The following is a 12,342-nucleotide window of genomic DNA, read 5'->3' on the forward strand; positions in this document are numbered from 1 at the left end:
AAGCACCTGGAGGAGGATGTTGAAGACGTCGTCATGCGCCTTCTCCACCTCGTCGAAGAGGATGACCTGGTAGGGCCGGCGCCGCACCGCCTCGGTCAGCGCGCCGCCCTCCTCGTAACCGACATAGCCCGGCGGGGCGCCGATGAGGCGGGCGACGGCGTGCTTCTCCATGTACTCGGACATGTCGATCCGCAGCAGCGCCCGCTCGTCGTCGAACAGGAAGCTTGCCAGCGCTTTGGTCAGCTCCGTCTTGCCGACGCCCGTCGGGCCGAGGAAGAGGAAGCTGCCGATTGGGCGGGAGGGGTCCTGCAGCCCGGCGCGGGCACGCCGCACGGCCTTGGAAACCGCTTCCAGCGCCTCCTCCTGGCCGACGACGCGGCGGCGCAGTTCGTCCTCCATGCGGATGAGCTTGGCGCGCTCGCCTTCCAGCATCTTCTCCACCGGCACGCCGGTCCAGCGGGAGACGACGGCGGCCACACCCTCCTCCGTCACCGCCTCGTTCACCAGCCGGCCGCCATCATCGGCCGCCTCCGCGATCCTCTTCTCCAGTTCGGGAATGACGCCATAGGTCAGCTCGCCCGCGCGGGCGTAGTCGCCGCGGCGCTGCGCCGCTTCCACCTCGGTGCGCGCGCGGTCCAGTTCCTCCTTCGCCTTCTGCGCCTCGCCGAGCCGGTTCTTCTCCGCCTGCCAGCGCGCCGTCATCGCGGCCGAGCTCTCCTCCAGCGCGGCGATCTCGCGCTCCAGCTTCTCCAGCCGGTCGCGGCTGGCGGCGTCCGTCTCGCGCTTCAGCGCCTCCCGCTCGATGCGGGAGCGCATGAGGTCGCGGTCGATCGCGTCCAGCTCCTCCGGCTTACTGTCCACGGCCATGCGCAGCCGGGACGCCGCCTCGTCCACGAGATCGATTGCCTTGTCCGGCAGGAACCGGTCGGTGATGTAGCGGTTCGAGAGGGTCGCCGCCGCCACCAGCGCGCTGTCCGCGATCCGCACCCCGTGGTGCAGCTCGTACTTCTCGCGGATGCCGCGCAGAATGGAGACCGTGTCCTCCACACTCGGCTCGCCCACGAAGACCGGCTGGAAACGGCGGGCCAGCGCCGCGTCCTTCTCCACGTGCTTGCGATACTCGTCCAGCGTGGTCGCGCCGATGCAGTGAAGCTCGCCGCGGGCCAGGGCGGGCTTGAGCAGGTTGGAGGCGTCCATGGCGCCGTCCGCCTTGCCCGCGCCCACCAGGGTGTGCATCTCGTCGATGAAGAGGATGATCTCGCCGTTGGCGGACTCGATCTCCGTCAACACGCCTTTCAGGCGCTCCTCGAACTCGCCGCGGTACTTCGCGCCGGCCACCATCGCGCCGAGGTCGAGCGCTAGCACGCGCTGGCTCTTGAGCGCCTCCGGCACGTCGCCGTTGATGATGCGCAGCGCCAGCCCTTCGACGATCGCCGTCTTGCCGACGCCGGGCTCACCGATCAGCACGGGGTTGTTCTTCGTGCGGCGGGCCAGCACCTGGATCGTGCGGCGGATCTCCTCGTCGCGGCCGATCACCGGGTCCAGCTTGCCGTCGCGCGCCGCCTCGGTCAGGTCGCGCGCGTACTTCTTCAGCGCGTCGAACTGCTGCTCGGCGCTCGCGCTGTCCACCTTACGGCCCTTGCGGACGGCCTCGACGGCGGTTTCCAGCTTCTGCGCCGTGGCCCCTGCCTTCACCAGCACCCGGCCGGCCGGCGTGTCGCTCGCGGCGATCGCCACCAGCAGACGGTCCTGGGCCACGAAGCTGTCGCCTGCCTTCGTCGCCAGCCTCTCGGCCGCGTCGATCACGCGCACGAAGTCGGGCGTGACCTGCGGCTGCCCGGCCCCGCCGCCGGAGACGCGGGGATTGCGCCCCACCTCGGCATCCACGTCGCGCTTGGCGGAGGCGGCATCGCCGCCGGCGGCACGGATCAGGCCGGCGGCCGCGCCCTCCTCGTCGTCGAGCAGGGCTTTCAGCAGGTGCTCGGCGGTGACGCGCTGGTGGTACTCACGGATCGCGATCGTCTGCGCGGCCTGGAGGAAGCCGCGCGCCCGTTCGGTGAGCTTCTCGATATCCATCTGTCCTCTGTGTCCCTCATGGAGGCGACCGCCCCACCCGCCCCTGACGGCGACGGGTTCGGCGTTTGAGAGGGATGTGGTAACTCTCTTCCGCGCCCTTCAAGGGGTTGGTTTCCAGGGGATTTGAGGATGCGGGTCGAACGTCTCTACCGCTACCCGGTGAAGGGGCTGACGGCCGAGGCGCTGGAGGAGGTCCAGCTCACCCCGGGCCAGACCATCCCCCACGACCGCCGTTTCGCCCTGGCCCAGGGCGACTCCCCCTTCGACGAGGCGGCGCCGGCCTTCCTGCCGAAGCAGAACTTCGCCTGCATGATGAAGAATGGCCGGGTCGTGCTCGTCCGCGCCGCTTTCGACCCGCATGACGGCACCCTCGCCCTCTCGGCGGAAGGGCACGAGCCGATGGTCGCCCGCACCGGCACGCCGGAGGGCAAGGCGGCGCTCGGCAACTGGCTGATCCGCTTCCTCGGCGAGGAGGCGCGCCACGGCACGGCACCGGACGGCACCCCCCGCCCGCCCCGCTTCACGGAGGCGCCCGGCCACGCCTTCACCGACCAGCGGCTCAAGGGCATCTCCCTCCTCAACCTCGCAAGCCTGGCGGAGGTCGAGAAGGCGATCGGGCGGCGGCTGGACCCGCTGCGCTTCCGGGCGAACGTCTACTTCTCCGGCCTGCCGGCCTGGGCGGAGCACGAATGGGTGGGACGGGACGTGCTGCTGGGCGGGGCCCGCATCTCCGTCTTCAAGCGCACGGTGCGCTGCCCGGCGACGCAGGTGGACCTGGAGACGGGCGAGCGGGACGTGGACCTGCCGCGCCTGTTGCGCGAGCACTTCGGCCACATGGACCTTGGTGTCCACGCCACGGTGGCCGAGAGCGGCCGCGTGGCGGTGGGAGACGCGCTGGAGCCGGCCTGATCCGATGCTGCACCGCAACCGGATCAACATTTGTAAGTTGTAGCCCCGGCCCCGACCGGGGCGCCGGCCGGGGCCGGCGGGGAGGTCGGAAGCCTGGAGAAGCCCCATCCCATGCGCATCGCCCAGGTCGCGCCCCTCGCCGAAGCCGTCCCGCCGAAGCTCTACGGCGGTACGGAGCGCATCGTCTCCTACCTCACGGAGGAGCTGGTCGCCCTCGGCCACGAGGTGACCCTCTTCGCCAGCGGTGACAGCCTCACCTCCGCGGAGCTGGAGGTGATGCTACCCCAGGCCATCCGCCTGGACCCCTCCATCCGCGACGCCACCGCCCCGCACATGCTGATGGTGCAGCGGGTTCTGGACCTCTCCGCGCGCTTCGACATCGTCCACTTTCACATCGACCACTTGCACCTGCCGGCCATGCGCGGGCGCGGCCTGCCCTTCGTCTCCACCTTCCATGGCCGGCTGGACCTGCCGGAGATCGAACCCCTCCTCTCCGCCTTCCCGGACGCCCCCTTCATCTCCATCTCCGACAGCCAGCGCCGGCCGCTCCACCACGTCGACGTCAACTGGGCCGGGACGGTGCTGCACGGCCTGCCGCGGGACCTGCTGCCCTTCAGCGCGCGCCAGGGTGGGTATATCGCCTTCCTCGGCCGCATCTCGCCGGAGAAGGGGCCGGACGCGGCCATCCGCATTGCCCAGGCCGCCGGAATCCCGATCCGCATCGCCGCGAAGGTGGACCGCGCCGATCAGGCCTACTTCGAGGAGGTGGTGCAGCCCATGCTCTCCCTCCCCGGGGTGGAGTTCATCGGCGAGATCAACGAGCACCAGAAAGCCGAATTCCTCGGCAACGCCCTCTGCCTCCTCACGCCAATCGCGTGGCCGGAGCCCTTCGGGCTGGTAATGATCGAGGCGATGGCCTGCGGCAGCCCCGTCATCGCCTTCAACCGCGGCTCCGTGCCGGAGGTGATCGAGGACGACGTCTCCGGCTTCATCGTGGAGGACGAGGTGGGCGCCTTGGCCGCGCTGAAGAAGGTGCAGGCCATGGACCGCGCCCGGGTGCGCCAGGAGTTCGAGGCCCGCTTCACCGCCCGCCGCATGGCGGAGGACCACTTGGCCCTCTACCGCCGCCTGCTCGGGCAGGAGCGCACCGCCATCCTGCGCGCTGTCTGAGGTGGCGGATCGCGGCGGCGGCAACCATGGGGCCGGCGCGGCATTCACCCCGGGCGATACCTAAGGGTAATCGCCTTGGGATGACGGCCTTCCGGGGACGAGGCCCGGAGCATCGCGGCAGAGGAATGTTGCATGGATGACGAAGGCGCGGCCCCGCCGCGGGCCGAGGATGAGGGCGGCTGGAGCGTCGCCGCCACGGCCGCCACTGCCCTTGCCCTGTACCGCCCGCGGACCCTGAAGAACGGCAGCTCCTTCCTGGTCCTGGATCATTTCGGCGACGCCCAGGCGATCGGCTCCACCGCCGAAGGGCTGTTCCACGACGACACCCGTTTCGTCTCCCGCCTCTCGCTCCGGGTCGCCGGGCTGCGGCCGCTGCTGCTCTCCTCGGCGGTGAGCGCGGACAACGCCGTGCTGACGGTGAACCTGACCAATCCTGACCTCACCGTGGCGCCGGACCGCAAGCTGCTGCGGGACACGGTGCACGTGGAGCGGCAGATGGTGCTCGGCACCGGCCTGCTGCGGGAGCGCATCTCCGTGCGGAACTTCGGGGATGCCCGCCTCTCCACGGAGATCTCGCTCTCCGTCGCGGCGGACTTCGCTGACATCTTCGAGGTGCGCGGCCAGAAGCGCGCCCGGCGCGGCGAGCGGCGCGCGCCCGAGGTCCGCCCGGACGGGAGCCTCGTCTTCGGCTATCGCGGGCTGGACGAGGTGGAGCGCCGCACCCGCCTGCGCTTCGACCCGCCGCCCCTGGGCACCCCCGCCCGCGACAACCGCTGGCCGGTGGAGCTGGAGCCCGGTGAGCACGCGGTGATCGAGGTGACGATCCTCTGCGAGACCGGGCCGGAGGCGGCCGATGCCCCCTCCCCGCCCGGCTTCGACGCGCTGCTGGCCGACATCCGCAACTGGGGCGGCGCGCGGGAGAGGCAGCGGGCGGCCGTCATCTCCTCCAACCAGGCCTTCAACGACTGGTTCGCGCGCTCCGCCTCCGACCTCGCGATGCTGACCACCGAGACGGAGGCCGGCCCCTTCCCCTATGCCGGCATCCCCTGGTTCTCCTGCCCGTTCGGGCGGGACAGCCTCATCACTGCCATCCAGTGCCTCTGGGCCGATCCCGAGCTGGCGCGCGGGGTGCTGCGCTACCACGCGAAGCTGCAGGCGACGGAGCTGGACCCGGCGCGGGACGCGGAGCCCGGGAAGATCCTGCACGAGAGCCGCAGCGGCGAGATGGCCGCGCTGCGGGAGGTGCCCTTCGGGCGCTACTACGGCTCGGTGGACTCCACGCCCCTCTTCGTCGTCCTCGCGGCGCAGTACGCGGAGCGCACCGGCGACCTGGATCTGGTGCGGGAGACCTGGCCGAACATCGTCGCGGCGCTCGGCTGGATCGAGCGCCACGGCGACATCGATGGCGACGGGCTGCTGGAGTACGACCGGCAATCCGTGAACGGCCTCGTGAACCAGGGCTGGAAGGACAGCTGGGACAGCGTATTCCACGCCGACGGCCGGCTGGCCGAGGCGCCCATCGCCCTCATCGAGGTGCAGGCCTATGGCGAGGCCGCTTGGCGCGGCGCCGGGCGGTTGGCGAAGGCGCTGGGGCACGAGGACGAGGCCGCGCTCTGGACCGACCGCGCGGACGCCCTGCGCGCTCGGGTGGAGGACGCCTTCTGGGTCGAGGAGCTGAACACCTACGCCCTGGCGCTGGACGGGGAAAAGCGGCCCTGCCGCGTGCGCTCCTCTAATGCCGGGCACGCGCTGCTGACGGGGCTCCCCTCCCCCGACCGGGCGCGGCGGGTGGCGCAGACGCTGATGGCGCCGGAGAGCTTCTGCGGCTGGGGCATCCGCACGATCGCGGAGGGCGAGGGCCGCTACAACCCGATGAGCTACCACAACGGCTCGGTCTGGCCGCACGACAACGGGCTGATCGCGCTGGGGATGAAGCGCTACGGGCTGAACGCCCAGCTGGAGCGCCTGCTGACCGGGATCTACGACTCGGCGCTGGCGGTGGACATGTACCGGCTGCCGGAGCTGTTCTGCGGCTTCCCCCGCCGCCACGGCGAGGTCCCGACCTCCTACCCCGTGGCCTGCCTTCCGCAGGCCTGGGCGGCGGCCACCGTCTACGCCTCGCTCGGCGCGATGCTCGGCGTGTCCTTCCGGCCCGAGGAGGGGGTGATCCGCTTCCTGCGCCCCTTCCTGCCAGCCTGGCTGGAGGAGCTCCGGATCGAGAACCTGCGGCTGGGCAACGCCACGGTGGACGTGCGGCTACGGCGGCACGACGCCGATGGCGGCGTCTCGCTGAACGTGCTGCGGCGCCGCGGCCAAGTGGAGGTGGCGGTCATCACCTGACCGCCGGGATGGTGGCCCGGGGTGGCGGCCGCGAACGGGCCGGCATCCCAAGGCGCGACGGAACCCCTACTGGAGGGTCTCCCGCATCTCGCCGTCGTTGCCGTCATAGCCAGACGGGGCAGTGATCTGCGCCTCGCCCTCGGGCTCCGCGAAGCCGTCCCCGCCATTGTCGCCGCCCTGGTAGCGGCGGCCGCCGTGCTGCGGGCCGGCGCCGCCGCCGTTCTGCTGCTGCTGGGCCTGGTTCATCGCGTTCAGGATGCGGAAGTAGTGCTCCGCGTGCTGGAAGTAGCCTTCCGCCATCACCCGGTCGCCGGAGCCGGTCGCGTCGCGGCCGAGCTGGAGGTACTTCTCAAAGAGCTGCTGGGCAGTGCCGCGCATCCGCATGTCCGGCCCGATCGAGTCGAACACGTGGTTCCGGTTCATCGGCTGGTTGCCGTTGTGCTGGGGGCGAGGACCGCCGCCACCACCGCCGCCACCGTTGTGGCCACCCTGCCGGAAGTTCCCGCGGCCGCGCATACGCTTCATGTTCATCTGGATCTGGTTCGCACTTCCATGCTCGCGCTGCCGGCCTGCTCGAAGGGCGCCCTGCGCCCTGCGGGACCGGATGGCGGGTGCTGTCCCCCGACCGGGGAATGTTTGTGCCTGGCGACGCGCCGGACGCGCCACGTATCCCAGAGGAGGGGCAAGGGCTCCGGCGGACCCGCCGCGCATCGCGCGATGGGGGCCGCAAGGGGGAACGTAGTGAGCCCGCGCGATTCCGCCAAATGGTTTTTTACGGCCCTGCCAGAACCAGGGCGCGCGGCACCCCGCCCAGGTCGGGGCGGCATTCCATCCGGCGCAGCCCGGCAGCGCGCGCCAGGGCTACAACGGCCTCTTCCTGCCCCTGCCCCAGCTCCAGAACCGCCCGCCCACCCGGGGCAAGAAGGCTGGGGAGCGCCACCACCAGGCGACGGTAGGCGTCCAGCCCATCCGCCCCGCCGTCCAGCGCCAGGGCGGGCTCGTGCAGCGCCACCTCCGGCATGAGGTTCGGGATGGCGGCGGACTCGATGTAGGGCGGGTTGGAGAGGACGAGGTCGAAGCGGCCGGACAGGGCTTCCGCCCAGTCGCCGGCCAGGAAGGCGGCGCGGCCCGCCAGCCCGTTCCGGGCGGCGTTGGCCCGTCCCAGCGCGGCCGCGGCGGGCTGCCGGTCCACCCCGACCCCGAAGGCCGCGCGGAACTCCGACAGGCCGGCGAGGAGAAGAGCCCCCGTCCCCATACCGAGATCCAGCACCCGGTGTACGGCGCCCCGGTCGGGGAAGGCGTCCATGGCGGCCTCGACCAGGGTTTCCGTGTCAGCCCGGGGGATGAGGGTGGAGCCGTCCACCAGCAGGTCCAGCGTCCAAAAACCGGCATGGCCGAGCAGCCGAGCCATGGGCACGTTCCGCGCACGGGCGGCCAACCCTTCCCGGAAGGTGGCCTGTGCGGCGGGCGGCACGGCCGCGCGCGGATCGCGCAGCAGGTCCTCCTGGCGGCAGCCCATGGCGTGGGCGAGGAGGAGGCGCGCCTCCATCCGCGGCCCTTCGATCCCCGCGGCGCGCAGCACCTGCCCGGCCTGGCAGAGGAAGGCCCCCACCGTCGAGCCCCGTTCAGACCCCGAGGGCTCGCAGCCCGTCACGCCTCCTCGGCGGCCAGGCGGGCGGCCTGGTCCTCGGCCATCAGGGCGTCGAAGATCTCCTCGAACTCGCCCATCATCACCCGCTCCACCTTGTGCAGCGTCAGGCCGATCCGGTGGTCGGTCACGCGGCCCTGGGGAAAGTTGTAGGTGCGGATCCGCTCGCTGCGGTCGCCCGTGCCCACCTGGCCCTTGCGGTCGGCCGCGCGGGCGCCGGCCAGGGCCTGGCGCTGCGCCTCGTAGATGCGGGCGCGCAGCACCTTCATCGCCTTGGCGCGGTTCTTGTGCTGGGACTTCTCCTCCTGCATCGCGACCACGGTCCCGGTGGGGATGTGGGTGATGCGGACGGCGCTGTCCGTCTTGTTCACGTGCTGCCCGCCGGCGCCGGAAGCGCGGTAGGTGTCGATCCGCAGGTCGCTCTCGTTGATCTGCACGTCCACCTCCTCCGCCTCCGGCAGCACGGCGACGGTAACGGTGGAGGTGTGGATGCGCCCCTGTGTCTCGGTGGCTGGCACGCGCTGGACGCGGTGCACGCCGCTCTCGAACTTCAGTTTCGCGAAGACGCCGCGGCCGGTGATGGAGGCGGAGGCGCCCTTGATGCCGCCCGCCTCGCTCTCGTCCCACTCCAGCAGCTCAAAGCGCCAGCCCTGCCCTTCCGCGTAGCGCTGGTAGCCACGGAACAGCTCGGCGGCAAACAGGCCGGCCTCGTCCCCGCCCGCGGCAGGGCGCACCTCCAGAATGGCGGAACGCTCATCCGCCGCGTCGCGCGGCAGGAGCATGATGCGGATCTCGTGCTCCAGCGCGGGCACGCGGTCGCGCTGCTCGTAAAACTCGGACTCGGCCAGTTCCCGCATCTCGGGATCGGCCATCATCGCCTCGGCGTCGTCGCGGGCGCGCTCGGCCTCGCGCAGCTCCGTGACCTTCGCCACCACGGGCTCGATCTCGGCCAGCTCCTTCGACAGCGCGCCGAAGCGGCTGCCGTCGGCCGTGCCGAGCTCGTGCCGCAGCTCCTCCGCGCGGGTGAGGAGGCGGTCCAGCTTCGCGGGAAGCGCCATCAGCCCAGCCGGGCGGCCAGATCCGCCAGGGCCACCCTCTCCTGCGTGCCGGCGTCTAGGTCGCGCAGCTGCGCGGTGCCCTCCGCCAGTTCCTCGTCCCCGATGATCACCGCCGCGCGGGCGTTCAGGCGGTTGGCCCGCTCCATCCGGCGCTTGAGGTTGCCCTTGTACGCGACCTCGGCCGTGATGCCCGCGCGGCGGAGCGCCTGCACGGCGTCCAGCGCGGCGCCCTCGGCCGCCTCGCCGACGGGGATCACGGCCACGGGGCGCGGCGGGGTGGGCGCAGCCTCCAGCAGCATGGAGAGGCGCTCGACGCCCGCCGCCCAGCCGACGGAGGGCGTGGGCGGGCCGCCCATCTCCTCCACCAGCCCGTCGTAGCGGCCGCCGCCCATTACCGTGCCCTGGGCGCCCAGGCGCTCCGTCACGAACTCGAAGGCGGTGTGGCTATAGTAGTCCAGGCCGCGGACGATGCGCGGGTTCTCCCGGAAGGGCACGCCGAAGCGCTCCAGCGCGCGCCGCACCTCGGCGTAGTGCCGGGCGGCGCCCTCCGTTAGGTGCTGGTGAATGGTCGGGGCATTCGCCACCAGGGCGCGGTCGCCGGGGTCCTTGCTGTCCACGATCCGCAGCGGGTTCTTCTCCAGCCGGCCGCGGCTCTCCTCGGACAGCTTGTCCACCGACGCCTGAAAATAGGCGACCAGGGCGGCGCGGTAGGCGTCGCGGCTCTCCGCGTCGCCGAGGGTGTTGATCTCCAGCACCGTGCCCTCGGTGATGCCGAGCGCCCCCTGAATGTGCCAGCCGCAGGCGATCACCTCCGCGTCCGCCAGCGGCTCGGCCGCGCCCATCACCTCGGCGCCGATCTGGTGGAACTGGCGGTAGCGGCCTTTCTGCGGCCGCTCGTAGCGGAACATCGGGCCGGCGTAGAACACCTTGCGGGGCAGGTTGGACTGGGTGAGCCCATTCGTCACCAAAGCCCGGCAGGCTCCCGCCGTACCCTCCGGCCGCAGCGTCACGCTCTCACCGCCCCGGTCCTGGAAGGTGTACATCTCCTTCGAGACGACGTCCGAGGTCTCGCCGAGGCTGCGGGAGAAGACACGGGTGTCCTCGAAGATCGGGGTGGACCACTCCTCGAGGCCGTAGAGGGAGGCGATGCGCCGGGCGGTGTCGATGACGTGGTGGTGCCGCCGGAACTCCTCGCCGATCAGGTCGTGCGTGCCGCGGGCGGGCTGAAGATCGGGCTTGGCCATGGTGGCGGGCGGATTAGCAGCTTGGCGGTCCGTTGTCTTGAGGCAGGGAGTGGGGCGCAGCTACCGCAGGGGCGCATCGCCGGAGCCGCCCGCCCCGCGCCTTCGCCACGAATTCCATTCTGTGATCGATCCGAACCGGCTAGGGTCCGGGGATGGTGTTCTGGCGGATTCTGTTCGGAATAAACGTGATCGCCGCCCTGGTGGCGGCCCTGTTCTTCGCCTGGGGCGTCTCGGACGGGTCGGTCAGCAGCTACAACATCGGCATCTGGCTCGCGATCCTTGCCGCCGCCGCCGGGATCCCCGCCGGAGGCGCCATGCTCCGGTCTGCGGGCTATATGGTCCTCTCGGCGCTGCTCCTGCTGGTGCTGGCCGTGCCCGCCACCCTCTACGGCGTGTTCATCCTGATGCTGCTGATCCTGCAGCCGAGGTGGCACTGACCCGAAGGGTGGGCGGCTAACCCTCCCGCAGCACCGTCACCGCGCGACGAAGGTGCTCCCTGGCGGCCTCGAACACCTCCGCGTCCGACTCGTCCAGAGGGCCGTGACCCTCCTCGAACTCCTCCAGGAGGTCGAGGATGGCCTGCTCCATGGCAGCCAGGACGGGGTGCTGCTCCCCTTCTTCCGCGCTGGGCATCACTCGGCCGCCTGGACCGCGAGGGGGATGTCGCCGACCGCCTCGGCGGCCTTCGCGGCCGCCTTCTCCGCCGCCAGCTTCTCGGCCCGGGCCTCCACCAGCCCAACGATATGATCGACCATGTCGCCCGTCTTCGTCGTGTGGCTGGTCTTGCCGGCCGAGTAGACCATGTGCGTGCCCGACCCGCCGCCCGTGAGGCCGATATCCGTCATCAGCGCCTCGCCCGGCCCGTTCACCACGCAGCCGATGATGGAGAGGGTGATGGGCTGCTCGATATGCGCCAGCCTCTCCTCCAGTGCCTCAACGGTCTTGATGACGTTGAAGCCCTGCCGCGCGCAGGAGGGGCAGGAGATGATCTTCACGCCGCGGTGGCGGATGCCGAGCGACTTCAGGATGTCCCAGCCCACATGGACCTCCTCCTCCGGCTCGGCGGAGAGGGAGACGCGCAGCGTGTCGCCGATCCCGGCCCAGAGCAGGTTGCCCAGGCCGATGGAGGACTTCACGGTGCCGGCGCGCTTGCCGCCCGCTTCGGTGATGCCGATGTGCAGGGGGTGGTCGCAGGCCTCGGCCAGCTGCTGGTAGGCGGCCACGGCCAGGAAGACGTCGCTGGCCTTCACGCTGATCTTGAACTGGTCGAAGTCGTTCTGCAGCAGGTGGTCGGCGTGCCACAGGGCGCTCTCCACCAGCGCCTCCGGGTTGGGCTCCCCGTACTTCTCCAGCAGGTGCTTCTCCAGGCTGCCGGCGTTCACGCCGATGCGGATGGAGCAGCCGTGGTCGCGCGCGGCCTTCACCACCTCCTTCACCCGCTCCGCGGAGCCGATGTTGCCGGGATTGATGCGCAGGCACGCGGCGCCGGCCTTCGCGGCCTCGATCGCGCGCTTGTAGTGGAAGTGAATGTCCGCCACGACCGGGACGTTCACCTCCCGGACGATCTCGGCCAGGGCGGCGGTGGACTCCTCGGTCGGGCAGGAGACGCGGACAATGTCCACCCCGGCGATCTCCGCCCGGCGGATCTGGGCAATCGTCGCCTCGGCATCCTCGGTCGGGGTGTTCGTCATGGTCTGGACGGTGATCGGCGCATCCCCGCCCACGGGGACCTTTCCCACCATGATCTGGCGGGACTTCCGGCGCTCGATGTGCTGGTAGGGGCGATAGGACGACATGGACGGGACTTTCCCGAAGTGTCTCCCCGATATGGCAGGCGTTGGGCCGCCGGCCAAGGGATGATCGGGTGACCGGCCTTCCCGCGTCCGGCGGAAGGCCG

At 71.2% G+C, this 12,342-nt stretch carries 11 protein-coding genes (1 of these 11 only partly in view); 4 read left to right on the top strand and 7 right to left on the bottom strand.

Going from position 1 to position 12,342, the window contains the following annotated elements; translation table 11 throughout:
• Window positions 1–2,076: the 5' portion of an ATP-dependent chaperone ClpB gene (gene clpB, locus VQH23_RS21865; protein WP_338662775.1), read on the bottom strand. It extends 516 nt beyond the left edge of the window; only the first 2,076 of its 2,592 coding nucleotides appear in the window; its start codon is at window positions 2,074–2,076; its stop codon lies off the left edge, out of view.
• 129 nt (window positions 2,077–2,205) lie between these two features.
• On the opposite strand from clpB, the gene VQH23_RS21870 reads away from it, so the two are divergent.
• The 3 genes from VQH23_RS21870 (at window position 2,206) to VQH23_RS21880 (ending at window position 6,495) form a co-directional block, all read left to right on the top strand.
• Window positions 2,206–2,985 carry an MOSC domain-containing protein gene (locus tag VQH23_RS21870; RefSeq protein WP_338662776.1) on the top strand — a complete coding sequence of 260 codons (780 nt, stop codon included), beginning with the start codon at window positions 2,206–2,208 and terminating at the stop codon, window positions 2,983–2,985.
• A gap of 111 nt (window positions 2,986–3,096) precedes the next feature.
• A complete protein-coding gene (locus tag VQH23_RS21875; RefSeq protein ID WP_338662777.1) occupies window positions 3,097–4,155 on the top strand; it encodes a glycosyltransferase family 4 protein in 1,059 nt (352 codons plus the stop codon).
• A gap of 132 nt (window positions 4,156–4,287) precedes the next feature.
• The gene (locus VQH23_RS21880; protein WP_338662778.1) at window positions 4,288–6,495 is read left to right on the top strand and encodes an amylo-alpha-1,6-glucosidase; all 2,208 of its coding nucleotides are present in this window, start codon (window positions 4,288–4,290) and stop codon (window positions 6,493–6,495) included.
• A gap of 66 nt (window positions 6,496–6,561) precedes the next feature.
• On the opposite strand, the gene VQH23_RS21885 is transcribed toward VQH23_RS21880, so the two are convergent.
• The 4 genes from VQH23_RS21885 to hisS form a co-directional block, all read right to left on the bottom strand.
• Complete coding sequence (locus VQH23_RS21885; protein ID WP_338662779.1) at window positions 6,562–7,026, bottom strand: DUF4167 domain-containing protein; 465 nt, start codon at window positions 7,024–7,026, stop codon at window positions 6,562–6,564.
• 241 nt (window positions 7,027–7,267) lie between these two features.
• Window positions 7,268–8,107, bottom strand: coding sequence for a peptide chain release factor N(5)-glutamine methyltransferase (gene prmC, locus VQH23_RS21890; protein ID WP_338662780.1), 840 nt, complete (start codon window positions 8,105–8,107; stop codon window positions 7,268–7,270).
• A gap of 38 nt (window positions 8,108–8,145) precedes the next feature.
• Window positions 8,146–9,201 carry a peptide chain release factor 1 gene (gene prfA, locus VQH23_RS21895; RefSeq protein ID WP_338662781.1) on the bottom strand — a complete coding sequence of 352 codons (1,056 nt, stop codon included), beginning with the start codon at window positions 9,199–9,201 and terminating at the stop codon, window positions 8,146–8,148.
• On the bottom strand, window positions 9,201–10,445 hold the full coding sequence (hisS, locus tag VQH23_RS21900) for a histidine--tRNA ligase (RefSeq protein ID WP_338662782.1): 1,245 nt from the start codon (window positions 10,443–10,445) through the stop codon (window positions 9,201–9,203). Before hisS ends, prfA begins: the two co-directional genes overlap by 1 nt.
• A 185-nt stretch (window positions 10,446–10,630) precedes the next feature.
• Here hisS and VQH23_RS21905 point away from each other — a divergent pair, with 185 nt between their 5' ends.
• Window positions 10,631–10,882 (top strand): hypothetical protein, encoded by a 252-nt coding sequence (locus tag VQH23_RS21905; RefSeq protein ID WP_338662783.1) that lies wholly within the window; start codon window positions 10,631–10,633, stop codon window positions 10,880–10,882.
• Between the two features lie 16 nt (window positions 10,883–10,898).
• On the opposite strand, the gene VQH23_RS21910 is transcribed toward VQH23_RS21905, so the two are convergent.
• Together VQH23_RS21910 and ispG are read right to left on the bottom strand one after the other, a co-directional pair.
• Entirely contained in the window at window positions 10,899–11,078 is a 180-nt protein-coding gene (locus VQH23_RS21910; RefSeq protein WP_338662784.1) for a hypothetical protein, read from the bottom strand.
• Window positions 11,078–12,241 (bottom strand): flavodoxin-dependent (E)-4-hydroxy-3-methylbut-2-enyl-diphosphate synthase, encoded by a 1,164-nt coding sequence (ispG, locus tag VQH23_RS21915; RefSeq protein ID WP_338662785.1) that lies wholly within the window; start codon window positions 12,239–12,241, stop codon window positions 11,078–11,080. Before ispG ends, VQH23_RS21910 begins: the two co-directional genes overlap by 1 nt.
• Window positions 12,242–12,342: the final 101 nt, after the last annotated feature.

This window comes from Pararoseomonas sp. SCSIO 73927 (assembly GCF_037040815.1).
Lineage (GTDB): Bacteria > Pseudomonadota > Alphaproteobacteria > Acetobacterales > Acetobacteraceae > Roseomonas.

Coding starts and splice junctions, on each gene's coding strand:
- VQH23_RS21880 (WP_338662778.1), top strand. CDS start 4,288: ATGGATGACGAAGGCGCGGCCCCGCCGCGGGCCGAGGATGAGGGCGGC.
- VQH23_RS21910 (WP_338662784.1), bottom strand. CDS start 11,078: ATGCCCAGCGCGGAAGAAGGGGAGCAGCACCCCGTCCTGGCTGCCATG.
- VQH23_RS21875 (WP_338662777.1), top strand. CDS start 3,097: ATGCGCATCGCCCAGGTCGCGCCCCTCGCCGAAGCCGTCCCGCCGAAG.
- prfA (WP_338662781.1), bottom strand. CDS start 9,201: ATGGCGCTTCCCGCGAAGCTGGACCGCCTCCTCACCCGCGCGGAGGAG.
- hisS (WP_338662782.1), bottom strand. CDS start 10,445: ATGGCCAAGCCCGATCTTCAGCCCGCCCGCGGCACGCACGACCTGATC.
- VQH23_RS21870 (WP_338662776.1), top strand. CDS start 2,206: ATGCGGGTCGAACGTCTCTACCGCTACCCGGTGAAGGGGCTGACGGCC.
- ispG (WP_338662785.1), bottom strand. CDS start 12,241: ATGTCGTCCTATCGCCCCTACCAGCACATCGAGCGCCGGAAGTCCCGC.
- VQH23_RS21885 (WP_338662779.1), bottom strand. CDS start 7,026: ATGAACATGAAGCGTATGCGCGGCCGCGGGAACTTCCGGCAGGGTGGC.